At 45.7% G+C, this 24,190-nt stretch carries 27 protein-coding genes and 1 riboswitch; of the genes, 14 read left to right on the plus strand and 13 right to left on the minus strand.

The features are described 5' to 3' along the window. Positions 1-51: 51 nt before the first annotated feature. Together pepF and ACSQ8P_RS25120 are read left to right on the plus strand one after the other, a co-directional pair. Positions 52-1,842 (plus strand): oligoendopeptidase F, encoded by a 1,791-nt coding sequence (pepF, locus tag ACSQ8P_RS25115; RefSeq protein WP_436237681.1) that lies wholly within the window; start codon positions 52-54, stop codon positions 1,840-1,842. A gap of 116 nt (positions 1,843-1,958) precedes the next feature. Beyond that, positions 1,959-2,264, plus strand: coding sequence for a LapA family protein (locus ACSQ8P_RS25120; RefSeq protein ID WP_436237682.1), 306 nt, complete (start codon positions 1,959-1,961; stop codon positions 2,262-2,264). Between the two features lie 19 nt (positions 2,265-2,283). Here ACSQ8P_RS25120 and ACSQ8P_RS25125 read toward each other — a convergent pair whose 3' ends face one another. Continuing rightward, positions 2,284-3,096: a DUF92 domain-containing protein gene (locus ACSQ8P_RS25125; protein ID WP_436239599.1), complete on the minus strand. Its 813-nt coding sequence runs from the start codon at positions 3,094-3,096 to the stop codon at positions 2,284-2,286. 206 nt (positions 3,097-3,302) lie between these two features. On the opposite strand from ACSQ8P_RS25125, the gene ACSQ8P_RS25130 reads away from it, so the two are divergent. Further along, positions 3,303-4,490 (plus strand): HD domain-containing phosphohydrolase, encoded by a 1,188-nt coding sequence (locus ACSQ8P_RS25130; protein ID WP_436237683.1) that lies wholly within the window; start codon positions 3,303-3,305, stop codon positions 4,488-4,490. Positions 4,491-4,552: 62 nt separating this feature from the next. Here the strand turns inward: ACSQ8P_RS25130 and ACSQ8P_RS25135 are convergent, their stop codons facing one another. Then, entirely contained in the window at positions 4,553-5,179 is a 627-nt protein-coding gene (locus tag ACSQ8P_RS25135) for a fumarylacetoacetate hydrolase family protein (protein WP_436237684.1), read from the minus strand. Positions 5,180-5,197: 18 nt separating this feature from the next. Continuing rightward, complete coding sequence (locus tag ACSQ8P_RS25140; RefSeq protein ID WP_436237685.1) at positions 5,198-6,475, minus strand: CapA family protein; 1,278 nt, start codon at positions 6,473-6,475, stop codon at positions 5,198-5,200. Positions 6,476-6,605: 130 nt separating this feature from the next. Here ACSQ8P_RS25140 and ACSQ8P_RS25145 point away from each other — a divergent pair, with 130 nt between their 5' ends. Continuing rightward, positions 6,606-7,490, plus strand: coding sequence for a metallophosphoesterase family protein (locus tag ACSQ8P_RS25145; protein WP_436237686.1), 885 nt, complete (start codon positions 6,606-6,608; stop codon positions 7,488-7,490). A 340-nt stretch (positions 7,491-7,830) separates the two neighbouring features. Further along, entirely contained in the window at positions 7,831-8,052 is a 222-nt protein-coding gene (locus ACSQ8P_RS25150; protein WP_436237687.1) for a hypothetical protein, read from the plus strand. 55 nt (positions 8,053-8,107) lie between these two features. Here the strand turns inward: ACSQ8P_RS25150 and ACSQ8P_RS25155 are convergent, their stop codons facing one another. Next, positions 8,108-8,743: an O-methyltransferase gene (locus ACSQ8P_RS25155; RefSeq protein WP_436237688.1), complete on the minus strand. Its 636-nt coding sequence runs from the start codon at positions 8,741-8,743 to the stop codon at positions 8,108-8,110. A gap of 136 nt (positions 8,744-8,879) precedes the next feature. Between ACSQ8P_RS25155 and ACSQ8P_RS25160 the strand changes: the two genes are divergently transcribed. After that, positions 8,880-10,019, plus strand: coding sequence for a THUMP domain-containing class I SAM-dependent RNA methyltransferase (locus tag ACSQ8P_RS25160; RefSeq protein WP_057310626.1), 1,140 nt, complete (start codon positions 8,880-8,882; stop codon positions 10,017-10,019). 484 nt (positions 10,020-10,503) lie between these two features. Here ACSQ8P_RS25160 and gloA2 read toward each other — a convergent pair whose 3' ends face one another. The 4 genes from gloA2 to ACSQ8P_RS25180 form a co-directional block, all read right to left on the minus strand. Beyond that, positions 10,504-10,899: an SMU1112c/YaeR family gloxylase I-like metalloprotein gene (gene gloA2, locus ACSQ8P_RS25165; protein ID WP_436237689.1), complete on the minus strand. Its 396-nt coding sequence runs from the start codon at positions 10,897-10,899 to the stop codon at positions 10,504-10,506. A gap of 70 nt (positions 10,900-10,969) precedes the next feature. Continuing rightward, a complete protein-coding gene (locus ACSQ8P_RS25170; protein WP_436237690.1) occupies positions 10,970-11,884 on the minus strand; it encodes an exopolyphosphatase in 915 nt (304 codons plus the stop codon). Between the two features lie 113 nt (positions 11,885-11,997). Then, entirely contained in the window at positions 11,998-12,303 is a 306-nt protein-coding gene (locus ACSQ8P_RS25175; RefSeq protein ID WP_436237691.1) for a hypothetical protein, read from the minus strand. Positions 12,304-12,421: 118 nt separating this feature from the next. Beyond that, positions 12,422-12,515, minus strand: a riboswitch (cyclic di-GMP riboswitch). 115 nt (positions 12,516-12,630) lie between these two features. Next, entirely contained in the window at positions 12,631-13,854 is a 1,224-nt protein-coding gene (locus ACSQ8P_RS25180) for an MDR family MFS transporter (protein WP_436237692.1), read from the minus strand. Positions 13,855-14,043: 189 nt separating this feature from the next. Here ACSQ8P_RS25180 and ACSQ8P_RS25185 point away from each other — a divergent pair, with 189 nt between their 5' ends. Both ACSQ8P_RS25185 and ACSQ8P_RS25190 read left to right on the plus strand, forming a co-directional pair. Then, positions 14,044-14,934: a TIGR01777 family oxidoreductase gene (locus ACSQ8P_RS25185; RefSeq protein ID WP_436237693.1), complete on the plus strand. Its 891-nt coding sequence runs from the start codon at positions 14,044-14,046 to the stop codon at positions 14,932-14,934. Positions 14,935-15,004: 70 nt separating this feature from the next. Continuing rightward, positions 15,005-15,499 (plus strand): glutathione peroxidase, encoded by a 495-nt coding sequence (locus ACSQ8P_RS25190; protein WP_436237694.1) that lies wholly within the window; start codon positions 15,005-15,007, stop codon positions 15,497-15,499. Between the two features lie 54 nt (positions 15,500-15,553). On the opposite strand, the gene ACSQ8P_RS25195 is transcribed toward ACSQ8P_RS25190, so the two are convergent. Continuing rightward, a complete protein-coding gene (locus tag ACSQ8P_RS25195; RefSeq protein ID WP_436237695.1) occupies positions 15,554-15,775 on the minus strand; it encodes a DUF1450 domain-containing protein in 222 nt (73 codons plus the stop codon). Next, on the minus strand, positions 15,775-16,077 hold the full coding sequence (locus ACSQ8P_RS25200) for a HesB/IscA family protein (protein ID WP_436237696.1): 303 nt from the start codon (positions 16,075-16,077) through the stop codon (positions 15,775-15,777). Before ACSQ8P_RS25200 ends, ACSQ8P_RS25195 begins: the two co-directional genes overlap by 1 nt. 220 nt (positions 16,078-16,297) lie before the next feature. Between ACSQ8P_RS25200 and ACSQ8P_RS25205 the strand changes: the two genes are divergently transcribed. The 3 genes from ACSQ8P_RS25205 to ytvI are packed head-to-tail and all read left to right on the plus strand — an operon-like array spanning position 16,298 to position 18,572. Next, positions 16,298-16,657, plus strand: a complete 360-nt coding sequence (locus ACSQ8P_RS25205; RefSeq protein ID WP_056616422.1) for a winged helix-turn-helix transcriptional regulator — start codon at positions 16,298-16,300, stop codon at positions 16,655-16,657. A gap of 37 nt (positions 16,658-16,694) precedes the next feature. Further along, entirely contained in the window at positions 16,695-17,441 is a 747-nt protein-coding gene (gene map, locus ACSQ8P_RS25210; RefSeq protein ID WP_436237697.1) for a type I methionyl aminopeptidase, read from the plus strand. A gap of 18 nt (positions 17,442-17,459) precedes the next feature. After that, complete coding sequence (ytvI, locus tag ACSQ8P_RS25215; RefSeq protein ID WP_436237698.1) at positions 17,460-18,572, plus strand: sporulation integral membrane protein YtvI; 1,113 nt, start codon at positions 17,460-17,462, stop codon at positions 18,570-18,572. A gap of 55 nt (positions 18,573-18,627) precedes the next feature. Here ytvI and ACSQ8P_RS25220 read toward each other — a convergent pair whose 3' ends face one another. Then, positions 18,628-19,407, minus strand: a complete 780-nt coding sequence (locus ACSQ8P_RS25220; protein ID WP_436237699.1) for a helix-turn-helix domain-containing protein — start codon at positions 19,405-19,407, stop codon at positions 18,628-18,630. A gap of 123 nt (positions 19,408-19,530) precedes the next feature. Between ACSQ8P_RS25220 and ACSQ8P_RS25225 the strand changes: the two genes are divergently transcribed. The 3 genes from ACSQ8P_RS25225 to ACSQ8P_RS25235 all read left to right on the plus strand — a co-directional run bounded on the left by ACSQ8P_RS25225 (position 19,531) and on the right by ACSQ8P_RS25235 (position 22,862). Beyond that, positions 19,531-21,777 carry an FAD-dependent oxidoreductase gene (locus ACSQ8P_RS25225; protein ID WP_436237700.1) on the plus strand — a complete coding sequence of 749 codons (2,247 nt, stop codon included), beginning with the start codon at positions 19,531-19,533 and terminating at the stop codon, positions 21,775-21,777. 260 nt (positions 21,778-22,037) lie between these two features. Beyond that, on the plus strand, positions 22,038-22,205 hold the full coding sequence (locus tag ACSQ8P_RS25230) for a hypothetical protein (RefSeq protein ID WP_162259690.1): 168 nt from the start codon (positions 22,038-22,040) through the stop codon (positions 22,203-22,205). Between the two features lie 459 nt (positions 22,206-22,664). After that, entirely contained in the window at positions 22,665-22,862 is a 198-nt protein-coding gene (locus tag ACSQ8P_RS25235; protein ID WP_436237701.1) for a hypothetical protein, read from the plus strand. Between the two features lie 44 nt (positions 22,863-22,906). Here the strand turns inward: ACSQ8P_RS25235 and ACSQ8P_RS25240 are convergent, their stop codons facing one another. Both ACSQ8P_RS25240 and ACSQ8P_RS25245 read right to left on the minus strand, forming a co-directional pair. Then, entirely contained in the window at positions 22,907-23,119 is a 213-nt protein-coding gene (locus ACSQ8P_RS25240; protein ID WP_056616437.1) for a hypothetical protein, read from the minus strand. Between the two features lie 99 nt (positions 23,120-23,218). Beyond that, entirely contained in the window at positions 23,219-24,094 is an 876-nt protein-coding gene (locus tag ACSQ8P_RS25245) for a M14 family metallopeptidase (protein ID WP_436237702.1), read from the minus strand. Between the last annotated feature and the right edge of the window lie 96 nt (positions 24,095-24,190).

A 24,190-nucleotide genomic window follows, 5' to 3' on the forward strand; every position in this document is an offset into this window, starting at 1 on the left:
GCAAAGGATACCAGCTTACCCCAATCTCAAAACAAGAACAGGAGGGCTCCGATGACTCAATTATTGGAACGCAAGCAAGTACCGGCCGAGCACCGTTGGCAATTGGAGGATTTATTTGCCGATCAGAAGGCTTGGGATCGGGAATTTCAAGAGGTAAAAAGCTCGCTTAGCAAAGTCAGTGCCTTCCAAGGAAAACTTAATGATGCGCCTTCCGTTAAGCAAATTTTCCAATTGGAAGATGAGCTTTCTGTGAAAATGGAAAGATTATACGTCTACGCTAACATGAAGCATCATGAAGATACAGCTGAACCTGTTTATCAGGCCTTATCCGAAAAAGCAAAAAAACTCAGTGTTGAAGTTGGGGAAGCAGCTTCCTTCATTTCTCCTGAAATTTTAAGCCTTTCAGATGAAAAGCTTCAGCAGCTTGTGAGTGATCCTTCCTTATCTTTTTATAAAGATACGCTTGAAGAAATGATTCGTCAGAAGCCACATACATTATCTAAAGAACAAGAAGCACTTCTTGCTCAAGCAGGTACGATGGCGGGGGCACCAAGTACGATTTTCGGCATGTTGAACAATGCAGACTTGAAATTTCCAAAGGTGAAGAATGAAAAAGGTGAGGAAGTTGAGCTTACCCACGGCAGCTATATTCAGTTCCTAGAGAGCCGTGACCCTGAGGTTCGGAAGAATGCTTTCAAAGCGGTTTATGAAACATACCGCAATAATCGAAATACGATTGGTGCGACTCTAAGCGCGAATATTAACAAAAACATTTTCTACGCCAAAGCGCGTCATTACCCTTCTGTTCTTGAATCCAGCCTATTCGGTGACAATATCAAGAAAGAAGTGTATACGAACTTAATTTCCACCATTCATGAATCCTTGCCGCAGCTGCAACGGTATCTCAAACTGCGTAAAAAGCTGCTCAAGGTCGATGAGTTACATATGTACGACCTATTTGCACCGCTCGTTGAAGAGTTTAAAATGGATATTACATATCAGCAAGCAAAAGAAGAAATCAAGAGAAGCTTGGCACCGCTAGGCGAAAATTACTTAAAAATTCTTCAAGACGGTTTCGACAACCACTGGATCGATGTATACGAGAACAAAAATAAGCGCAATGGTGCTTATAGCTGGGGTGCTTACGGCACACATCCGTACGTATTGTTGAATCATAAAGACAATTTGAACAGCATGTTTACGTTGACGCATGAGATGGGTCACGCGATTCATTCTTATTTGTCGGATGAGAACCAAGAGTATCGTTATGCGCAATACACCATTTTCTTAGCTGAAGTTGCTTCTACACTAAATGAGGCCCTTCTCATGGATTACCTTTTGAAACGTGTAACGGATCCGAAGGAAAAAATGTACTTGCTCACGTACTACGCAGATCAGTTCCGTACGACGGTTTTCCGTCAAACGATGTTTGCAGAATTTGAAATGATCACGCATGAGAAAGCTGAAGAAGGCGAATCCCTGACACCACAAGAGTTCAGCGAAATCTACTATGGCTTGAATAAGCTCTACCATGGCAATGACATGGTTGTGGATCAAGATATCGAGATGGAATGGGCACGTATTCCTCACTTCTACAACAGTTTCTATGTTTATAAATATGCGACAGGCTTCTCTGCTGCTACTTCCTTTGCGAAGCAGATTTTGGATGAAGGCCAGCCAGCGGTAGACCGTTACCTCGGCTTCCTCAAAAGCGGCGGCAGTGACTACTCGCTGAACATTCTCAAGAAGGCTGGCGTGGATATGTCTACACCTGAGCCGATTAAACAAGCGATGAGCGTATTCAGCTCATTACTGGATCAAATGGAAGAGCTTACGAAGTAAACAATTCCGAGATTACACCCGCCCTCCGGTTGCTAACGAGAGCGGATAGCAGGAAAATAAAAAGGTTGAAAGCAGCGGCTTTCAACCTTTTTATTAATGGAGAGGATGATGGCTATATGAAGATGCAATGGATCCTAATCAGTGCTTTAGTGTTTGCTCTAATCACAGCGGTTTTCGCTGTCGTCAATGTAGAACCGGTACAAGTAAACTTCGTGTTCGTCACGACGTCCACACCTTTGATTCTCGTCATTTTAACCTCAACCTTATTAGGTGGTCTAATTGTGGGTCTGTTCGGCATGGTACGTCAATATAAGCTGCAGCGTAAAGTTAAACAGCTAGAGAAACAACTTCACGAAACGCTACATCCATCAACCGTATCCTCCACTGTTTCCAACCTAGAACAGAACGAGCCAAGTGTATAGACGTACTGAAAAACAACCATCAGAGAGGTAAGGTGCTCAGGTAGAAGCATATTACCCCTCCGATTAATGAGGAAGCTGCGTTTACCACATCATTATTCATCCCTCGTAGACCTCGAATTTGCTTAGCTTTCTGAGAGCAATGCTCCTGCTTCTCAATCGTTTTACCGCAAACCTCACAATGAAACATCACCTGCAGCGTCGCCCCGAGCCAAGAATCCACGAGAGATCCACCTAAGCCGGCAATTGCACCAAGCGAGACTAAAATAATGATTGAACTATTGAACTCATGTGTCACCCCAATTTGATTGAAAATGCCCCCTACAAGTCCGATAAACGCCCCGCCCAGCAAGGAAGCTACTAACCCTAAGCCTGTAATTCCCCCTGAAGTTCCCGCAGCAACCCGCTTCCCATTCACGATAGACCGAGGGATCGACTTACTCAACCCGCCAATTTCTGTTGCCCACGTATCGGCATTCACTGTTGCCATAACACCTATGTAAATATACCACCAGACAGGATCTGGCCAGATCGCATTTCCGATACAAAGTAACAAACCTAGTCCCCCATTAGCGGCAACTTGGCCTGCATCACGTCTACTACCTTTGGCATAGCCACTTTCAGCTGCAGCCTTACGCTGATGCTTAAGCTTCGATAGCAAGCTAGATGAGATGAAGAACGCGATAAGTGTACCGAACCACACTAGACTCCCACACGCATACATCGTCGTTCCCAGCAGTACCGCTGCCATTAGACCAGTTATAGATAAGGATTTCTTCCAGTAAGCTGCGCCTGCAATCATCACGCTTCCTATGAATCCATAGACTATCGGCATAATCAGCATATATAGGATTCTCCCTTTTCATTTCAATTTCTGAGCCCAATTTTAATATGTATATTGTATCACATTCTACCAAGACGCTTTATTATTGTTGCGATTTGTAAAATTAATTCGACATTTTTCGGTTGTTTCTGCAAATTGTTAACCATAAATAGCCTATTTTATGATACTATAAAAGTGATAAGCGATAGGAGGCTGACATGGAGCAAGATCACTTCACTACCAATTCCCGTTTCAAAAGAGACCTAGAACCCGAAGAAATGCTGCGTGTCATTTTCGACTATGCTTCCAAGATTGCGAACGAACGGCTTCTTGATAACGTACTTATGCTGATGGCGGATATGGGTCGTGAGATGATTGTCTCCGATCGTTGTACCGTCTGGCTGCTCGATACACAAAAGAATGAGCTATGGTCTAAAGTTGCTCATGGTCTTGATGAAATTAGGATCCCAAGCACTGCTGGTCTAGTCGGCTATGCTGTGACGAATGATCAAGCTGTCTTTATTCATGATGCTTATACCAATGAGGAATACAAATCTTATCTGGAAAATGGCGCCATCCGTACGGATCAACAAACGGGTTATCGCACGAAAGCCTTAATGGTAATTCCCTTTCGTAATAGCCAAGGTGAGATCATGGGGGCTTATCAAGCTATTAATAAGCTAACGGCTAGTGAGCAATTCTCCGACAAAGATATGGAATATTTAACATTGGCCTCCTCGTATGCTGGAAAATCACTGGAGTCTGCTCTCCTAACAATGGAAATTGAGGAAACGCAGAAAGAAATTATTTTCCGAATGGGGGAAATTGGAGAAAGTCGTTCTAAGGAAACTGGTAATCACGTGAAGCGTGTTGCTGAGTATTCTTATTTACTAGCGCTTGAGTTGGGTATGAGTCAAGATGAGGCTGAACTGTTGAAAATGGCATCACCCATGCATGATATTGGCAAGGTAGCGATCCCTGATGCGGTTCTTAATAAGCCTGGCAAGCTAACCGAAGACGAGTTCAAACTCATGCAAAATCATACGCTGATCGGCTATAATTTGCTTCGAAATTCGACCCGCCATATTCTCAAAACCGCCGCGGTTGTTGCTTATGAGCATCATGAGAAATGGAATGGTCGCGGGTACCCGCGCGGTATTAAAGGTGAGGAAATCCATATTTACGGTCGCATAACAGCCATAGCTGATGTCTTCGATGCACTTGGCAGTGATCGCGTCTACAAGAAGGCTTGGGAGCTCGATCGTATTCTCCAATTGTTTCAGGAGGAACACGGAGAGCATTTCGACCCTGATGTGGTTGATGCCTTCTTCAAACAATTACCCGCTATTCTCCGTGTAAGAGAGCAATACTCGGATGAAGCCTTAGCCAGTCCAACGAATACATAGAATACCGATGAAAAAGGGCAGTTCTCTAAGGTCGACGTGACCTTGGAGACTGCCCTTTTATGCTATAAGTGAATGGAAAAAGCTCCAAATTGTTCTTCTCCCCAGTGCAGCTCTAATCGGTCGCCGTCTTGGACTGGGCCCACGCCTTCAGGCGTCCCTGTGAATATGATGTCGCCAGGGCCTAACCCATAATGCTTCGCAATATATTCGATAATGGTTTGAAGATCGAAAATCATAAGAGAAATGTTCCCGTCCTGAACCATTTGCCCGTTCTGACGTAGCTGGAAGTTCGATTTCGTTAATTCGGATACCCCAGGAAAAGGTCGGAAAGCTGTGATTGGCGCTGACTTCAGGAACCCTTTGGCAGGCAGCCATGGCTGCCCTTTTTTCTTAATCACGTTCTGCACATCACGGAGAGTAAAATCAATCCCAAGCGCATATTGATCAACGATCTCATCGACTTTCATGCCCTCCGTGTACGGCTTCGCAATATGTAAGACAAGTTCCGCTTCATAATGGATCTCACCTTGATCACTAGGGAGTGAGAGTTCGCCTCCATCCATATGTACTAACGCATGAGTAGGCTTCGTGAAAATCATCGGTTGATCAGGGACGTCGTTCCCAAGTTCTGCAGCATGTGCGCGATAGTTTCGTCCAACGCAATATATATTTCGGATCGTTGCTGTCATGTTAGATGAACTCCTCTTCTATTTCTTATTCACATTGCCTTGCTGATCCACTTGCGCACCTATTGAAATTTTGCTTAATCGTTGAAATAGTTTAGCTCCATCTTCCTCATTCATCGGAGTAGGCAAGGCTGATTTGGTCAAAATCGGCACCAGATGAATATTGCAGGATTTGTCCTTCGTACAAGCCGCTTCCAAGATGACGGTTTCCCACGTTTTCGGGGTGTCATTCGTCGTGAAGATGAAGTTGCCTAAACTATAGGCTATCCATTTGCCTTTGTATTGTTCAAAGCCTTGCAGGACATGCGGATGTCCGCCTATAACAAGATCTGCCCCAGCATCAATGTAACGATGTGCGAGCTCCTTCTGATTTTTATCCGGATTGTCATCGCGTTCTACGCCCCAATGAGCCACAACTACAACTAGATCAGCTGCTGCTTTGGCTTTCTCAATGGCTTCAACAGGCGGCTTATAGTTATACGTTTCGGCAACGCCAGGATGACCAGGTGCAGCTTTCCAAGAAGCTTCTGGAACGACACGACTGAAACCAAAAACAGCAATCTTCATGCCATCTTTTTCAACGATTAGTGGTTGGTAGGCTTCTGAATTATCCTTACCGGCTCCCACTCGCTTAATTCCCTCTTGATCCAACGCTTGCATCGTATCTAACAAGCCTTCTGATCCATAATCCATGATGTGGTTATTGGCTAGGTTAACAATGTCAACACCTGCTTGCTTAAGCGGGGGCAATGCCTCAGGCGCAGAACGATACACGTACTCTTTGCTCTGAACGCTGCCTCTAGTCGTTATCGGCGATTCCAAATTTGCAATTGTAAAATCAGCTTTGGTTAAGAAGTCTTTCACTTGCGTGTACGGGTAATCATAGCCTTTTTGCTTAAGAATATCTTCCACTTTGGAGGCCATAATTACATCACCCACAAAAGTTAACTTCACTTGTGTGCCAGTTCCTACTTGCTGTACCGCTGTTGCATTAGCTGTTGGTGTTGGTGTCGGGGTAACGACGGTAGAAGCTCTGGGACTTACCTGCACAGTCGAATTTCCATTCGAAGTAGAGGTCGATGGTTTAGGTGAAATAACAGCCATTGGTGTTGAAGCCGCTCCCTCTTCTTCCCCATTATTATTATTGGAGGACAAATAAGAAGCCCCGATTCCAATGGCAAAACAAGCAATCGCTGCAACTGTGAAGCCACCTAAAACTTTAAGTGAAGGCTTTTTGCTCGGATTTGATTCTTTTTTCGATTTACCGTGACGTTCTTGTCTGGATTCCAATTCAAACATTCCCCTTTCCCCCTACAAATTATAACAGAAGTCGACAGCGTTGGGTAATAGGGAGTGACTCACATTTTCAGATTGTCTAGCTTGTGGTATAACAGAAGCATTACATTGGAACAGAAAGGAAACAGGTTACTTGGAGAAAATCGCCATTATTTCAGATATTCATGGAAACCTACCTGCTTTAGAAGCTGTACTTCACGATATTGCGCGCAGAGGCATCACACGTATCTTCTGTCTAGGCGATCTTGTTGGCAAGGGGCCAAGCTCGGCAGAGGTTGTCGACCTTATCGAGCAAACCTGTGAAGCCGTCGTGCAAGGCAACTGGGATCTCGGCATTACGATGCTGCAGGAACTTCCCGCAGGTATCTGGCAGCAGCAATCGCTTGGTGATGAGCGGCTAGCCTATTTGAAGCAGCTCCCCTTCTCGATCGATGTAATGCTCAGCGGGAAGCATATACGATTGTTCCACGCATCAGCTCAGAGCGTCTTTCACCGATTGAAGCGCGAAGCTTCTAAGAAGGAGCGATTAGCGATGTTTGAACATACAGATATGACTGGAATCCCCTCCGATGGGACTGAGCCGGATATTGTCGGTTATGGGGATATTCATATCCCTTATATGTTGACGCTTAGCAATCCCTCGGAGAAGAGTGGAAGTGTGGGGGTGCGGAGTGTGTGCGAAGGAGCGCAGAGTGCGGGCGATGAGAAGCGGAGTGCGGGGCTGGGGAAGCAGAGCACAAGTACGGGGGAGCAGCAAGCGAGTGATGGGGAGCGCAGCGGGCTGATACTGTTCAATGTGGGCAGTGTGGGCGTTCCCTACGACGGCATACCTCAGGCGTGCTACTGCGTGATCGAGGGAGAAGCTGATCCTGCGGTTCAAGCTGGGTTTGCGCTGCAATTCGTACGAGTGCCTTATGATATTAAGCGAGCTGTACAGATGGCGTACGAGGCTCAGATGCCAGATACCCGACGGTACGAGTTGGAAATCACGACGGGATTGGTGCATTTGAGTGATTAAGTTAGTGCTCCCACCTAGACCTCTCTCCCCACCTCCCAACAAGATAAATGGAAAATATCTAGTTATATCAGTTCAAAACACACATTTGCTCAAATAACTGGATTTTAAGTAGCTAATTTTGAGTCATTCATTCTTTTTCTCGGAAAATGGGGAATTTACATGTGCTTTTTCCATCTAATCTAAACAATCCGCAAAAATCCCGAAAATTTGATGGATGTTTTTTCCATTTATTCGACAAACCTAGCGAATACGAAAAGATTTTACCCATGGATAAAACTTATGGAAATTAATTCCACTACATGCTAATATAGGTGTATGATGGAAAGTGAGGCTTATCTGAATGAAGCTAAATTGGCGTAAAATCATACTGATTATCATTTGTGCCGAATGTTTGTTTATCTACTGGAACAGCCTAAGCACAATGAGTTTCAAGAAACAACGTACAACAACTCACCTCGCCCCTGCCAAGCAACCTCAGACACCATTAACTCAAATTCAACCACAAATGAAAGATACGAAAAGGATCGATTCTGATTTACATACGAAGGATAAAGCGTCCTAACATGACGAAAGAGCGATCAGCTGCTAGCAGCGAATCGCTCTTTTTCTCATTTGTTCTATTTCACGCGAGCTAAAGCCAATCCATCATACGCCGGAAGTATTGTGCTTTCCAGCCTCTCATCCGTCGCAATCCGCTGATTAAACGTTCGCATCGCTTGAACCGATGCCTTCGTTTGCTTCTCATCAACAACTTTGCCGCGCATCAGCGTGTTATCACCAGCAATGATTGCGCCTGGATTCGCCAGCTTGATCGCGAGCTCCAAATAGTTCGGATAATTCACTTTATCCGCGTCAATAAAGAAGAAATCGAAGCGCTCGCCCCGCTCCAGCAGCTCATTCAAGTGATCAAGTGCTTCGCCAATCCGATACTCCACGAAATCGCCAAGACCGGCGTCGGTCACGTTGCGTTTCGCCACATCCGCGAAATCTTGTTTCAGCTCTAGCGAAATGAGCTTGCCGCCATCTTTTAACCCTCTCGCTAAACAAATGCCACTGTACCCGCCTAACGCACCAATTTCCAATACTCGCTTTGCACCAATCATCGTAACCAGCATTGTTAACAATCTGCCATATCCTGGAGCGATCGAAATCTCAGGCATGTTGTGAGAAACAATGACTTCTTTCACTCGTGTTAATACGGCATCTTCTTCATATAGACCTTCCATATAGCTTTCCGCAGTGACCGTTTCCATGTATTTGTCCTCCTAAATTCGCATCATTCGCAGGTTCTTTGCAATACCCGTTTGTAAGTGTAACCTATTTGTCCTATACTTGTTAATTGTATGAGTTTTCTGAGCGTTGTACAACCCGGATGGAAGGACTATACCTATGCCACAAAAAATTGAACTAATCGCCACTTGTCCAATGGGACTTGAGGCTATCGTTGCCCGCGAAATCCGTGATCTCGGCTATGAGGAATTGACCGTCGAGAATGGACGGGTCCGTTTCTTTGGTGACGAATTGGCCATCTGTCGCACCAATCTTTGGCTGCGTACAGCAGATCGCGTCCTCGTACTAATGGGGCAATTCAAAGCAACAACCTTCGATGAACTTTTCGAAGGCACCAAAGCTCTCGCTTGGCCAGACTGGATCCCGAACGATGCCGAATTCCCTGTCGAGGGGCGTTCCCATAAGTCACAATTATCCAGCGTCCCCGCTTGCCAAGGGATCGCCAAGAAAGCTGTTGTTGAGAAGCTGAAACAACGATACGGTACCGAATGGTTCCCCGAGAACGGAGCGCGCTACGTGATTGAAGTCGCGCTTCTGAACGATATCGCTACGCTAACGATTGACACGACCGGACCAAGCTTGCACAAGCGCGGCTACCGCAAACTCGTGACCGAAGCGCCGCTGAAGGAAACCATGGCGGCAGCTATGATCCTGCTAAGCCGCTGGAACGTCGACCGGCCGCTCTACGACCCGTTCTGCGGGTCGGGAACCATCCCGATCGAAGCCGCGATGATCGGTTGGAACATCGCGCCAGGCCTGCGGCGCAGCTTCCCAAGTGAAGCTTGGGGGAACATTCCCCGCAAGCTGTGGGACAAAGCCCGCGACGAAGCCTTCGACGCGGTGAAAGACAACGTGCCGCTGCACATCGTCGGCAGCGATATCGATCCTGCTGCCATCGAAGTGGCAGAGGCGGCCGCCAAGGCAGCTGGACTGACGAAGCAGTTCCAGCTGAAGGTCGAGCCCATCGCCAAAGCGCGCCCGCGCGGCGACTATGGCTGCTTGATCACCAACCCGCCGTATGGCGAGCGTCTTGGTGAAGCACCGGATGTCGAGCTTGCGCTGCGCGAACTCGGCGCACTTACGCGGCCGATGCCTTCGTGGAGCTTGTTCATCCTAAGCCCGAGCACACAGCTCGAGCATTATATGAACCGCCGCGCCGACAAGAAGCGTAAGCTTTTTAACGGTCGGATCGAATGTAATTTGTTCCAGTATCTAGGTCCTCTGCCTCCACGCAGATAAGACACATAGCACACAGATAAATGAAACAGCGGCAGCGAGACTTTACGTCTTGCCTGCCGCTGTTTTTGGATTGCTCACACGTAGGTTTCCCGTTTCCCAATACCAAGCTAACGGTCACATAAGCCCTTATTCGGCGAAACATCGCCGGTTCAGAATGCTAACGGACACCAGTGTAGCTATTCCCCGATTCGGGAGGGTATTTGCCCCCGAAATGGACAAATAAGATCTCTGATGTCCGTTAGACACGAAACGACGCGAATATATGGGCAATAGCAGCGCTGTTGTCCGTTAGCGCTGTTTTCTTCGCAATAGTTACGCCATCTCTGCAATACCAGCACCCAAATAGACAAGAGCGCTTATTAAAAATACGCTATTAAGCGATCAGAATCTTTCGTTCTATTGCCGCTATCTAATTGCACGCCATCCATTCGAATAATCGCTCTGCGGTTTGTAATAGGAGAATTTTTCTTATTTCTTATTTCAACTATTCAACAATCTCCACCAATTCCAACGGCAGTCCATCAGGATCCGCGAAAAACGTGTAAAGATTCCCCGTAATCGGATCAATCCGCACCGGCTCAACTGTAATTCCTTTGCTTTCTAACTCTTGTACACTTTGCTCCATACTAGCAACAACGAAGGCTAGATGACGTAGCCCCCTCGCTTCAGGTTGATTCACACGTAGTGGTGGGTTTGGAAAAGAAAACAATTCAATTTCCTGCGCGGTATCCCCAATTCGTAAATCCAATTTGTACGAGTCTCTTTCAGCGCGATATGTCTCATGAATGACGGTGAGTCCGAGTAAATCAACATAGAAATGCTTCGATAGCTCGTAATTCGAACAAATAATTGCAACATGATGCATCTGTTTTAATTCCATTGAATACGACCTCCTTACAAAGAAAAACCGCACGCTGGGCTGCTCCCCTGCTGCGGCTTGTCCTCTTATTTTACCCTGCTGCTTGCATCGTTTCAACGATTTTGTGCAAAATCTCGTCGGCTTGTGCATAGTCTACTTGGCAAGTCCCTGCAGCATGATGCCCGCCTCCACCATTTTGAAGCATCAAATCGCCAATGTTTGTTTGTGCGGTGCGATTGACGATGCTGTGCCCACAAGCGAATACGCAGTTTTGTTTATTTCGACCGTCAACAATCCAAATGGAGGTGTTTTGCTCCGGATAGAGAGCATAGACCATGAAACGATTCCCTGGATAGATGGTCTCCACATCGCGAAGATCCGTAATGACGACATTCCCCTCTACCCGTGTATAGGTTTGCAACATGTCTCGGTATAGCGCATCCAGTTCAAAGTAACGAACTACACGCTCTTTCACATCGGGCAGCTCCATGATTTCGCTGACGGATTTCGTTGCACAATGCTCAACTAGATCCTCCATCAACTGATAGTTGCTAATTCGATAATCCCGATATCGACCTAACCCTGTTCGAGCGTCCATGATAAACGAAAGCAAATCCCAACCGCTCGGATTCAAAATATCCTCTTTGCTAAATTGCGCAGAGTCCGCCTTATCTACACCTAGCATAATATCGTCGATATCGCCGAAGGTTTCTTTTCCACCATAGTAATCATAGACAACCCGCGCAGCGCTTGGGGCAAGCCGAGTTTCTCCTTTAAACGTTACTTCTTCCCCCATCCGTGTGAGTTCACTGGAGTGATGATCGAACCATAAACCACATCCTGCGACATAGGGCACATTAGCCAGAATATCATTCTCAGTAACCTCAATTAAGCCGTCCTGCATATCCTTGGGATGAACAAATTTCATTTCATCCACCATGTTTAATTGTTTGAAGAGCATCGCGCATACTAAACCATCGAAATCGGAACGTGTGATCAATCTCATGCCATGCATCCCCTTTAATATAGTCCTTAAGAACTACGAATGTGATGGTCATATTATATCAGCTAGTGTCAATTGGTGACAATGAGCGAATGCGAAAAAAAAGAGCGATTCACCTAGATAGGGTGAACCACTCTCAATTTGGAGGATAGACATTGGAAAAGTCTTGTGACAAACCCTTCGATTTGAGCCATTGGAGGCATTTTCACGGAAAGCTTGACTTCGCCTTTCCAGTAGAAAATCAGAATGCTATTGTTTCTTCCGTGAAACATCTCAACATCCCAACACGCTTCGTTTAATGCATATTCTTCTCGGTTAATCATAAGCTTAGGTCCATCCGTGGATGGCACCAAACGTGCAACATGGTTACCACATAACGATGTTGCTTTCTGTTCCTCCTGCAATTTAACTTCCGATTTCATGCCGCTATGGCCTCCTTAGTACGTATCATTCCATTTCATTCATTTGCTTCGCTATGACAGAGAAAAAACCCCACCGTAGTGAACCGACTAGAGGGGTTCTGAAGTGAATTCCCAATCGTTCGGCGGCTGGCTGGCTGCTTGTCCTTTTCAGGAGAAGTAAGGCCCCTGTAGCTTTGCGTCACTGACTTTCGCCAGCTTTGCCTTTGTCGAGATGAAGTGCACAATCTTTTAGTTGAAGCTTTCGAAACAATACTTGTTATACTCTCAAGGATAAGGGATGGCGATTTGAAATCGAATAGTTCCGAGGAACTATTTTTACGGAATTCATCAAAATATTTGCATTTTCGACGATATTTTCACAGTATTTTGACGTTTCGTGCCTCTCCAATAGAAAATAGATCCAATCATGGATAAAATTGCTATACCGAGAAAGAGCATACTGCCGCCATAGGAAACCAATATAAAGCCGCCAATCCATGGCCCCATAAAGTGACCGATGTTTGTTAACGTTTGAGCACCATAGTACGTTCCACGCATATGCTCTGGAGCAAGCTTATCTATCAACATATTCGCGGCTGGATAGTTCAGAATCTCACCAAACGTGAAAATCCCCATTGAAATAATCAACCATGTCAAAGAGTGTGAAAATGCAAATCCTATATCACCTAATGCGAACATTAAGTTTCCAACAATTATAGCTGTTAGAGGTGAATACTTTTCAGCCCATTTCCCCAAAGGGATCTGCATTGCAATGACGACAATGGCATTGGCGCTCATGAGAATTGCAAACATTTTGACCCCATTAGCAAAATCCCTTTGTAGGTATTGAGACAACGTCACCATAACCTGTGAATAACCAATTGCCCCAATAATCCCCCCGATAATGTATAAACGGAAGGTCATATCCTTATGAATAACGCCTAACGCAGAACGGAAAGTAATGATTGCTTTCTTCTCACCTTCAATTTTCTTAATCCCGAACTTAATGAGAAGGCTGTAGAGTGTACTACCATAGATTAAATAAATGATTCCTGTGAGCAGAAATGGCAAGGCTCCGTTCATTGTCGCAAAGAACGCTCCCAGCAGTGGACCGACTGCTACGCCGACGTTAATCGCCATGTATCGAAGTGAAAATACCTGCCGCCTTTTGGAGGGCTCTGTTAGATCTGCCATTAAGGCTTGCGAAACGGGCTCATAGAAGGATCGGCAAAGTCCATTCAGCATGTTGAGCAGCATAAACAGAACTGGTAGTTTGACGATTCCAAAGCCAAGGAAGACAAAGCCCCACCCGAAAAGTGCTGCGAGCATAATCACTCGACGTCCAAATCGGTCTGATAAAGTGCCGCCGATAAAACCGCCGAACGTTCCAGCTAATGCACCCATTCCAATCACAATACCAATGAGCCCTGGGCTCATATCTGAGTGCTTCGCCAAATAGATGGCTAGGAACGGTAAACTCATGGAAGAAGCAGCTCGAGCCATGACCGTACCTAAGATAAGCGTATGTACGATAGGATGATAGGCTTGAAAAAATTGACGTATACGTTTCATAGACGCTGACTCCTCTCGCTGACACACGAATTACCCTATGGTTAATTAACAACTGAATTCCAATTATACACGAAAATAGCGAATTGTGTCGTTATTTCAGACTGAGATATTTACCTTTCTCTACCGTTTTCTCTCAGATGGTATTTATTGGGTGAGGAATTTATAATAAGCATATGGAGGTGCTTGAATATGAAAATAGCGATCACAGGCGGCAGCGGGTTTATTGGAAAACGATTAATTACTTACTGGTTGGGACAAGGTCACGAACTCATTAATATATCACGCTCATCTTCAAAGCAGATGCATGGTGTTAGAACGTTAACTTGGGATGAGTTGGAGGCAAATTCTAATCTTCTTCAGGGACCTGATGCCATTGTAAATTTGGCGGGAGAATCCATCAGTCAACGCTGGACGCCTGCGGCTAAGATTCGAATTGTACAATCCCGATTGCAAGCGGCTGAACGTGTAGCCCAGCTAGTCGCGAAAATAGACCCAAAGCCTAAGGTTGTTGTGAATGCTTCTGGCATGTCGTATTACGGTATTTCGGAGACGGATACTTTTGACGAGACGAGTCCTTATCGACAGACTGACTTCTTAGCAAGCGTAGTCAAGCAATGGGAAGCTGCAGCTGATCTTATCCAAGGAACACGTATCGTAAAGGTGCGGGTTGGACTTGTGTTGGATAATAAAGAAGGTGCGTTCCCCAAGATGGCACTTCCTTATAAGCTTGGTGTAGGCGGCACAGTGGGCAGTGGCAAGCAGTGGCACTCGTGGATTCACATCGATGATATGGTGAGAATGATTGATTTTTGCGTTCAAAATGACGCGATTGTTGGTCCCGTAAACGCCACAGCTCCAAATCCGGTAACGAACAAGCAATTGGGACGCGAGATTGCGTCTGCCATGCGAAGACCCAATCTCTTCCCCGTTCCCGCATTTATGATGAAGTTGATTTTTGGCGAGCTTTCTGTACTGCTTCTGGAAGGTCAAAAGGTAATCCCTAGAGTATTGCAAGAGCATGGTTTTGAGTGGCGCTTTCCTTGGCTCACAGGTGCGTTAGAAGATTTGGTAAAAAAATAGCTTTTCATCCCAATTAAAATTGTGTACAATTAAATTGCGAGAAATATTAGTTGCGGAAGGTAGTGTCACTATGAGTGTGCATCAATTTCAAGTGAAGACGATTCGCGGTGAGGACAAATCACTTACCGATTACAAGAACCAAGTCCTGCTCATTGTAAATACAGCAACGAAATGTGGATTAGCTCCTCAATTCAAAGGGCTTCAAGAGTTACACGACACCTATAAAGATCAAGGCTTTAGTGTACTGGGTTTCCCTTGCAACCAATTCAAGGATCAAGAGCCAGGCGATAACACACAAGTGGAACAGGCGTGCCAGCTTAATTTCGGTGTTAATTTCCCGCTATTCGCCAAGATCGATGTGAATGGCGCCGAAGCCCATCCGTTGTATCGTTATTTGAAGAGCAAGGCGTCTGGCCTATTCGGATCCGGCATCAAGTGGAATTTCACGAAATTCCTCATAGATCAAGATGGGAATGTGATCAAACGCTTCTCTCCGACTACGAAGCCACATAAGATCGATCATGCAATTCGTAAGCTGCTAGAGAAATCAGCAGTTCACGCCTAATTCCAGCTCATATATGCTAAAAAAGCATCCTGTCCATTGGACGGATGCTTTTTATCATTTCACGTATTTTTTTGCTTTCTCGATAGCTTCGTCTTCCGTTGCGCCCGTAATGTAACGGCCATTAATAAAGATGAATGCGAATCTCGAACATGGGCCGCAATACGATTTGCACGCAACTTTGACTTCCGTGTCCGGTGCAATGGCACTTATTTTGGCAAGCGCCGTTTTCACCTTCATGTGTTTGCATTTATCACAAATGCGAATATCATTCCGCATTAGTGGTCTCCGTGGTTCCCCTTACTTGGGTTAGTAATCATGAAGCCTTCCTCTGGTGTGTAGAAGTAGTCAATTCGAATACCGTCTAGAAGCGGCTCTGATTGATCTAACAAAACATCGATTCCTTTGTCCGTGTTAACCACGACATCATTTGCTGTTTTATCATCAAGACCCAAACCATAGTGAGCATGATCACCATGCTTATGCGTCACTTGTACGCGAACCAACAAACCTTGGTTTTCTTCTTTATTAAGCTCCAATTGAAGTACCTTTGCTGCATTGCGAGAAATTTTGACATTCATATGTACACATCTCCTGAAACAATAAATTTTAATTTTAACTCTATTGTAAAGAATCTAGAGCATGAAATCAACTTTGTCCTATTCTGCCCTTCTATTGCCAAATTCCATAGGGAACTTTAAAATACATAGTAGTATGAGTAATAATCCCTTATTACAAAATGTTAACTTACTAACCTTGAAGTAAGTACCCTACACGATTTTGATGAAAGGAAGCGATCTCATGTCAACTCTTGAAAATGAAAAAGTCGCTCCACTTAGCAATTATGTTCCCAAAATCCCCAAAGAAATCGAGTGTTCCGTCGAACGAACCTTGGAGGTTATTGGCGGTAAATGGGCATTTCTTGTCCTTCGCGAATTATTTTGTGGAACGAAGCGTTTCGGAGAGCTTCAGCGCCAAATTACGGGCATCAGTCCCAAATCCCTTACGGATATTTTGCGCCATCTAGAAGAACATGGGGTTCTCGAGCGTATGGCGTTCCCTACAGTTCCTGTTACTGTTGAGTATACCTTGACACCAAAAGGGCAGGATCTGCATCAAATTATTAGAGAGATGAAGCTTTGGTCAGCAAAATGGACATAATGAACAATTAGGGATACACGAAGAGGAGAGGAACTTGATGATTACGATTAAATCCAAAGAACAGATTGAAGCCATGGGGAAAGCTGGCCGAATCCTTGCCGATTGCCATAAAGAAATCGCGAAAATGATTCGCCCAGGCATTACTTCGTGGGAAATCGACCAATTCGTCGAAGGCTTTCTTGCCAAACATGGTGCTACTCCTGAGCAAAAAGGGTATCACGGCTACCCTTACGCAACCTGCGCATCGGTTAATGACGTCATCTGCCATGGTTTCCCGAAAAAAGAGCCACTGAATGATGGTGACATCGTTACGATTGACATGGTTGTTCGGATCGATGGGTGGTTAGCAGATTCCGCGTGGTCTTACGCGGTTGGCAATATTTCACCTGTTGCTGAGAAACTCCTGAAAGTTACCAAGGAGTCCTTATATAAAGGTATTGAAAAAGCTGTCGTCGGTAATCGGATCGGCGATGTCGCCAATGCCATTCAAGTTTATGCCGAGTCGCAAGGCTTCTCCGTTGTTAGAGATTTCATCGGTCACGGAATTGGCTCCGAGATGCATGAAGAGCCTCAAGTGCCGCATTATGGACCTGCAGGCAAAGGGCCGCGAATCAAGGAAGGCATGGTTTTCACCATTGAACCGATGCTTAATGTTGGTAAATATCACTCCAAAGTTGACCAGGATGGGTGGACAGCTAGAACGTACGATGGCAGCCTATCTGCACAATACGAGCACACAATTGCGATCACAAGTAACGGACCGATTATTTTAACTGAACAATAACGATCTGGGGGAAAAGGGATGCTTTCTTTTTACAAGAAATATTGGCGAACGGTTTTTGACATCGGACTCATCGCATTAACCGTCTACTTATTCATGCTGTTATTCAGTTATTTGTACGCCATTGCCACGCCAATCTTCTTGGCCTTGATTATTTTCATGATGATTGAGCCATTGGCTCGATTCTTGAATCGCAAAGGGATGAGCAAATCATTAGCCTCCGCCATTTCCACCTTGGTTTTCGTCTTGATCATCCTAGGTGCGTTGGCTGGGGCAGTCGTCATTTTCACTAGTCAGATCATGAGCCTTGTGGATAAAATCGATGACTATGCAGCGGTTTTCAATGAACAGATTATTCATCGGATTGCTGAGTTAAATGATCGATTCCAAGCCCTGCCCGAGGATGTGACTGGCAAAGCCAAAGATTATGCAGGCCAATTTGCCGGCAAGGCTTCTACGTTCCTCGTCGCCTTTTTATCAGGCTTGGTTGCTTCCCTGACCTCCTTCTCCACGTTCATGTTCAATTTCATCGTCGGCATCATTCTCGCGTACTTCTTAAGCATCGAAATTGAATCTTGGAAACGTATTGCAAGTGAGCAAACACCGAATACGTTCAAATCCGCCTTCTTTTTTCTAAAAGAAAATGTCGTGAAGGGGATCGTATCTTACATAAAAGCGCAAGCCAAGCTCATCACATTAACTTTCATAGTAGTCTTTATTGCCTTGCTCGTACTTAATGTGAATAATGCATTCTCTATTGCGCTTTTGTCAGCGATTTTCGATGTCCTTCCATTGCTCGGTGTTTCCACTTTATTCATCCCGTGGATTATTTACTTGTTTATCGTTGGCAATACGACGCTGGCGATATGGCTAAGTGCACTGCTCCTAGTCGTGATTCTCGTCAGACAAATTATGGAACCTAAAATCACAGGTGAATCTTTAGGGGTATCCGCATTTACAACCTTAGCGTTTATGATTATTTCACTGTCCCTGTTTGGGGTCGCCGGTGTGATCCTCTCGCCAGTGCTGATCATCTTGATCAAAGCCTTACATACGCAAGGATATTTACAGCGTTGGATCCGCAAGCCTGAGAACGAATATACCGAAGGAAAGCTGCCGTATACGGGCAATTAAAAGAGGAGCTAAGCGGATTAATTCGCTTAGCTCCTTTGCTTTTGGCCGTCAGCCGTTATACCCGATGCATGCTGCGATAGATGGAGGGCGCAATGCCGATTTTGCTGGTAAACACACGACTCAAATAAAAACCATTTTCATACCCGCATTGGGACGCGATCACGTCCAACGTGAATGTCGTACTTTCTAATAGATGCCTCGCTCGTGTTAACCGCAAATCATTAATAAATTCTGTAGGTGTTTGGCCGAAGGCTTTTCGAAACCTACGGGTAAATTGAACAGGCGTCAGAGCTAGTTTCTGAGCCAAATTCAACATCGAAAGATTGCCGTAAGCATGATCGGCGAGGAAACTCCGTGCTTGGTCCATCTGTTCATCCATGATGATTTCAGGGGGACTCTCCTGGATCAACCTATTCATTTGTACCATTCGCAAGAGATCATTCACAAGGTACAGCTTATGCTGTGTGCTCTCTTCATCCCACCCTTGCAAAGTTCGCAAATAGCGAAAACTAGATGTTAAGCGAGGCAGATCAAGTAATGACAGCTTTCCCTGCCACTTAGGATCATGTTCGATACGGGCCTCCCCAATAAACTGTATAAAGTGGAAGCTCAGCGGCTCCAGCGTTTTTCTACGAAACACGGTACGAGGGGGGCAAAGCACAAGATCTCCGAACTTAGCCTCACCCTGCTCCTCTCCAATTTCATAGAAGAAGCTCCCCTCCTCCACTGCAAAAATAGTCCAGCAAGAATAGTTATCACGCTCGAACATAAACTCTTTTTTCTGATGCCAAAACACATGTGATAAAAGCTTCAAGGCAGGATCACTATATACCATGTCACAGGCTCCGTTATTATGAAATAAAGTGTATGCTTATTGTAACTCACTGTATGTTAAAAGGATATCACGTGTTCTAAAATGCATGGTAGAGATATTCTATTATTAGTGAGGTGCTCAAATATGAAACATGAAATCGTTACATCTGATATCACTGTCGTTGGCGGGGGCTTGGCTGGTGTTTGCGCAGCGGTTGCTGCAGCTCGATTAGGTCAAACTGTTTCACTAGTCCAAAATCGCCCTGTTCTTGGCGGAAATGCAAGCAGTGAAATACGTGTGTGGGTATGTGGTGCTACCTCCCATGGTGTCCATCGCAATGCCCGCGAAACCGGTATCATGGGGGAACTTTTCGTAGAGAATCAATATCGAAATATCGATGGCAACCCTTATATCTGGGATTTGGTTGTCCTTGAGAAGGTGAAAGCTGAGCCTAATATTACGCTGTTCCTCAACACCGATGTGCACGAAGTTGATGCATCAGGAGATGAAAATAATCGTACCATTCAAGCTGTCACAGGTTGGATGATGGGCTCGGAGCGAAGAATTCGTTTCGAAAGTCGTGTTTTCCTCGATTGTACGGGGGACGGCCTAGTTGGCTTCCTTGCAGGTGCTAAGTTCCGTATCGGGCGTGAAGCACAGCATGAATTTAATGAAGAATGGGCGCCTCTCGTGCCGGATGATATCACACTGGGAAGCACGCTGCTTTTCTACACCAAAGATGCTGGGCGCCCCGTGAAATATATCGCTCCAAGCTTTGCGAAAGACATTACACAAACGTCTATACCAATGAAGCGAGTCATTCGCAGCGGCGATAATGGGTGCGCTTACTGGTGGATTGAATGGGGCGGTGAACATGACACCGTCCATGATAATGAGCGAATTCGCGATGAGCTTTCCTCCGTTATCTATGGAATTTGGGACTATATCAAAAATTCAGGGAAATTTGACAGCGCCAATTTAACCCTGGAATGGATCGGGTCGATTCCAGGGAAAAGGGAATATCGCCGTTTCGTAGGGGATTACGTCCTGAACCAAAATGACGTGATTGCCCAGGAGCTGTTCGAGGACCGCGTCGCTTTCGGCGGCTGGTCGATTGATTTACATCCGCCGCAAGGCATGTATTCAACTGCCAGTGGCTCCAAGCATATGCATATGGATGGTTCTTACCATATTCCTTTCCGTTCCCTCTATTCGACCAATGTGTCGAATATGCTCATGGGTGGACGCAATATCAGCGCGTCCCACGTCGCTTTCGGGACAACACGTGTCATGGCGACATGTGCTGTCATTGGCGAAGCTGCGGGTACGGGTGCAGCCCTGTGCGCAGCCAAAGGGATCTCACCGCGAGAGCTGCACAGCGAGCACTTGAACGAGCTGCAGCAGACGCTGCTGCGGCAGGATGCGTCGATTCTCGGCGTGGTGAATACCGACGAGGCTGATCTTGTTCGCAGCGCGACGCTGACGGCCTCCAGCACGCTGACAGAGCTGGCTTTGGAGCAGTCGGTTGGTGTTTACCCTTTGGAGACGCCTGCAGGGCTTCTAGTGCCCGTAGATCCGTTTATTAATGGCTTAGAGCTATTAATCGATGCGACTGCTGCTACAGAGCTTACTGTCGAACTATGGGACACAGGCAAGCCTCAGAATTACGTGCCTCATACGCTTATTGCGTCAGTTGTCGTTCCTGTAGCTGAGGGAATGAAGCAGTGGGTTACAGCTGCGTTGCAATGGGAGCCTGAGCATGCTCAGAATGCGTTCATCATTCTCAAAAGCAACCCATCTCTGTCTGTTCATTTATCGGATCGTCCGCAATCGGGTGTACTTTCATTTAAGAAAAATGCAGTCACGACAAGTACCGCTGACTTCGGAGACATGCACCATCATCAGCCTGTGATCGACTGGAGTCCGTATAGCTTTAAACGGAAGCCATTCTGTTTCCGACTTCTCTCACCTACTTCCGCCTTTGCGGCTGAGAAAGCGGCTGATGGACACAAGCGGCCTTATGGCAGTCCACATCTGTGGTCTTCCGCGGGAGACAGTGGTGCTGAGGAATGGCTCGAAGCCAGCTGGACGGAAACTCATAACATCGGGGAAGTGCATGTAACTTTCAACGATGACGTCAATGAGGATCTCATTAATTTGCATCATCATCGTACTGAATTCGAAATCATCCCTGAGCTAGTTAAGGATTATCAAGTGCAAGCTTGGGTTGGTGAATCGTGGACAACGGTTGTTGAGGCGACTAACAATCATACTCGGCATCATGTTCATGTCTTAGACAACGCCGTATCAACGAACCGTCTGCGTGTCGTTGTTGCGTCAACGAATGGCTCTGCATATGCCGAAATCGTGGAATTACGTTGTTACCGTTAAAATAATGCGAATGAAAGAACCGATATCGCCATGTGCTTCATGGTTGAGATCGGTTCTTTTTTGTGCATACTTGCAGATGAACGGTGATGGTTTTCCCCACTCTGATTGTTCGCGTAGGTGCTAATTCGCTCGGACAAGCCCCTTTAATTATTTTAAAAATAGGTTCGCTTTGCTCTTGTTTAACCTTACATGATGTGTTATATTAAAAGTGCGTAGAATTAAGGTTTTCGCTTTTAAAAGCTGACATAGGAGTGATGAAAATGTTACAAATTCCGCATGGCGAAGAAATTATTCGTGTTGAAATGACAGTCAAGGAAGCGCTTGCATTAACTGGAACGAAATTTGCCCAAAGCAACAAACTTGAGACAGATGCAATGAAGAAGCTCAAACAATCTTTAGCAGATAAACTACTCACACCACATCATTAATTCATACACATAATGGCCCCGCGAGAATAATCTCGTGGGGCTTTTTATTTACCACATAAGCATTTATAACTTTGCGATTCATGAAAGAAATGCCTATTGGCGTTGGCTACATTCAAAACACGGCCGCGCATTCTCGAAGAATATCGATAAAAGTTTTTCTCCTGTTCAGGAGGGATCTACGGGGATCAGAAGAGCAAACATCTGGCTAGCTCGTAGTTGCTGGTCGTTGCAGCATAATTAACTGGAAATTCTACAGCTATTTTGGAGAAATCCACCCGCGAATTCAATTTAGCTGGAAAATAGGTAGTTAATTTAGCCTCATCCGATCATCTCTGCAATAACGTAGCTAATTAGCTGTACAAAATCCATTTATTCGTGATTTCAGTCGAAATTCTAGCTAATTAGCTACATATAATCCATCTAATCGTGGCTAGCGGCGTGTTACAAGGAGTTCCGGAGGTGGTTGCGGGGGCTGTGGGGGCTGCGGGTGTTGTGGGTGTTGTGGGTGTTGTTGATGTTGTTGGTGTTGTGTGTGCTGCGGGTGTTGCGGGCGTTGCGGTGGCTTCAGGTGTTACAGGTGTTGTGGATGTTGCTTGTGTTGTGGGGGGCTTCAGGTGTTGCGCAGGAAGTCGCAGGAGCTGGGGTTGTTGTGACTAGTTAAAAACAAAAAAAATCCACCCCCTCCAAGGGGCGGATCATGGTTAGTTAATTTTCCTACGTGTCAAAATACACGGAACACCTCTGCCGACAGCCCCAGGCTGTGACATCATATCTAGATAGCGCATTCCCCTTGCACAAGGTGTTTTGCACACCGAACAAGTGGCAGATTCAACTATCCTCATCGTGTATTGTGCACGAGATGAAAGTTCCTTTTTCTTCTTAACAACTTTGCCTTTACCTTTAGGTGGTGCCATGTTCACGCCTCCCCAACAGCTTCCTTTCCTCAGTATATGAAGTCTGGGCAAAGTCGGTTCGTGGCGAACGCAAGCAAGTTGAAGTGACTTGTCTTAAGATTATAATTCGAGGGCAGTCAATAAAATAGGGACTACCTCCTCATAAAGTAAAGCAAACGTTTCAACAGGCAGCGGATTTACACCTAACCCCACCTCGACTGTAAAGCCTGGTCGCCGAAAGTGTTGAATGAACCAATCCTTATATCCCGCGTCACTGCCCGTAAGCTTCACAGCCTCGTAATTACTGGCTAATGCCAATCTCTCTGCAAGTGCCTCAGCTTCAGCTGGTTCATAGTCGCGGTAATTCCAGTAAATTTCTCTCCCCTGTGTATGTAAGGCAATGACAAGCTCGAAGTCATGACTCTCGGTGAACCCGGCTAATGCCGCGGCTTCCGGTTCGGATAGCGGAGCTTCACCGCCGTAATCACGCTCACCTGGTCCATCGTGTTCTCTTCGCAGCTTCTCTTCTTCCCAATGGGCAGGGAATTGATCATTGAGGTCTACTCCGCGTATATTCGCCTTCCAATTAATAAACGATAAGGAGCCTTTATTCCATGCCAACAATGCTTCACGATGCGGATGTTCCTCGGGAAGTCCATATAAAACAAGCTCAACTCCGTCAGGATTGACCATAGGCACGACCCATAAGGCATACTCTGACAAAATACGTCTAACATTACGTCCCTGCCATGCCGTCCCTCTTGCATAAGCACATGCCAGGTCTTCAACAAATTGCATCAGCAAGGGAGCCGTTATCCATTCATTCGCATGCATAGCTGCATTGAAATGGATCTCCTTCGTACCGTGCCCGATACGCAGCGCATGGATATCCCTTCCCATCGTACTTTGACCGATACACACCGTTTGCAAAAAAGGATATATTTTGCCTAAACGATTCAACTCCTCAACCAATGTCTCATAGCCATATCCTAACACACAACCACCTCACAGCCTTTTACTTCTTTCGTATGGCTAATCTTATGATTAGGTTGCTGGAATCATGCGGTATCTCAGTTGCGCGAGATGAAATAA

Source organism: Paenibacillus sp. LjRoot153 (assembly GCF_964253085.1).
In the GTDB taxonomy this organism is placed as follows: domain Bacteria; phylum Bacillota; class Bacilli; order Paenibacillales; family NBRC-103111; genus Paenibacillus_E.

What these genes read in the sequence shown, in the direction of transcription:
- pepF (WP_436237681.1), top strand. Translation starts at nt 52, where the DNA reads ATGACTCAATTATTGGAACGCAAGCAAGTACCGGCCGAGCACCGTTGG.
- ACSQ8P_RS25120 (WP_436237682.1), top strand. Translation starts at nt 1,959, where the DNA reads ATGAAGATGCAATGGATCCTAATCAGTGCTTTAGTGTTTGCTCTAATC.
- ACSQ8P_RS25125 (WP_436239599.1), bottom strand. Translation starts at nt 3,096, where the DNA reads ATGCCGATAGTCTATGGATTCATAGGAAGCGTGATGATTGCAGGCGCA.
- ACSQ8P_RS25130 (WP_436237683.1), top strand. Translation starts at nt 3,303, where the DNA reads ATGGAGCAAGATCACTTCACTACCAATTCCCGTTTCAAAAGAGACCTA.
- ACSQ8P_RS25135 (WP_436237684.1), bottom strand. Translation starts at nt 5,179, where the DNA reads ATGACAGCAACGATCCGAAATATATATTGCGTTGGACGAAACTATCGC.
- ACSQ8P_RS25140 (WP_436237685.1), bottom strand. Translation starts at nt 6,475, where the DNA reads ATGTTTGAATTGGAATCCAGACAAGAACGTCACGGTAAATCGAAAAAA.
- ACSQ8P_RS25150 (WP_436237687.1), top strand. Translation starts at nt 7,831, where the DNA reads ATGAAGCTAAATTGGCGTAAAATCATACTGATTATCATTTGTGCCGAA.
- ACSQ8P_RS25155 (WP_436237688.1), bottom strand. Translation starts at nt 8,743, where the DNA reads ATGGAAACGGTCACTGCGGAAAGCTATATGGAAGGTCTATATGAAGAA.
- ACSQ8P_RS25160 (WP_057310626.1), top strand. Translation starts at nt 8,880, where the DNA reads ATGCCACAAAAAATTGAACTAATCGCCACTTGTCCAATGGGACTTGAG.
- gloA2 (WP_436237689.1), bottom strand. Translation starts at nt 10,899, where the DNA reads ATGGAATTAAAACAGATGCATCATGTTGCAATTATTTGTTCGAATTAC.
- ACSQ8P_RS25170 (WP_436237690.1), bottom strand. Translation starts at nt 11,884, where the DNA reads ATGAGATTGATCACACGTTCCGATTTCGATGGTTTAGTATGCGCGATG.
- ACSQ8P_RS25175 (WP_436237691.1), bottom strand. Translation starts at nt 12,303, where the DNA reads ATGAAATCGGAAGTTAAATTGCAGGAGGAACAGAAAGCAACATCGTTA.
- ACSQ8P_RS25180 (WP_436237692.1), bottom strand. Translation starts at nt 13,854, where the DNA reads ATGAAACGTATACGTCAATTTTTTCAAGCCTATCATCCTATCGTACAT.
- ACSQ8P_RS25185 (WP_436237693.1), top strand. Translation starts at nt 14,044, where the DNA reads ATGAAAATAGCGATCACAGGCGGCAGCGGGTTTATTGGAAAACGATTA.
- ACSQ8P_RS25190 (WP_436237694.1), top strand. Translation starts at nt 15,005, where the DNA reads ATGAGTGTGCATCAATTTCAAGTGAAGACGATTCGCGGTGAGGACAAA.
- ACSQ8P_RS25195 (WP_436237695.1), bottom strand. Translation starts at nt 15,775, where the DNA reads ATGCGGAATGATATTCGCATTTGTGATAAATGCAAACACATGAAGGTG.
- ACSQ8P_RS25200 (WP_436237696.1), bottom strand. Translation starts at nt 16,077, where the DNA reads ATGAATGTCAAAATTTCTCGCAATGCAGCAAAGGTACTTCAATTGGAG.
- ACSQ8P_RS25205 (WP_056616422.1), top strand. Translation starts at nt 16,298, where the DNA reads ATGTCAACTCTTGAAAATGAAAAAGTCGCTCCACTTAGCAATTATGTT.
- map (WP_436237697.1), top strand. Translation starts at nt 16,695, where the DNA reads ATGATTACGATTAAATCCAAAGAACAGATTGAAGCCATGGGGAAAGCT.
- ytvI (WP_436237698.1), top strand. Translation starts at nt 17,460, where the DNA reads ATGCTTTCTTTTTACAAGAAATATTGGCGAACGGTTTTTGACATCGGA.
- ACSQ8P_RS25220 (WP_436237699.1), bottom strand. Translation starts at nt 19,407, where the DNA reads ATGGTATATAGTGATCCTGCCTTGAAGCTTTTATCACATGTGTTTTGG.
- ACSQ8P_RS25225 (WP_436237700.1), top strand. Translation starts at nt 19,531, where the DNA reads ATGAAACATGAAATCGTTACATCTGATATCACTGTCGTTGGCGGGGGC.
- ACSQ8P_RS25230 (WP_162259690.1), top strand. Translation starts at nt 22,038, where the DNA reads ATGTTACAAATTCCGCATGGCGAAGAAATTATTCGTGTTGAAATGACA.
- ACSQ8P_RS25240 (WP_056616437.1), bottom strand. Translation starts at nt 23,119, where the DNA reads ATGGCACCACCTAAAGGTAAAGGCAAAGTTGTTAAGAAGAAAAAGGAA.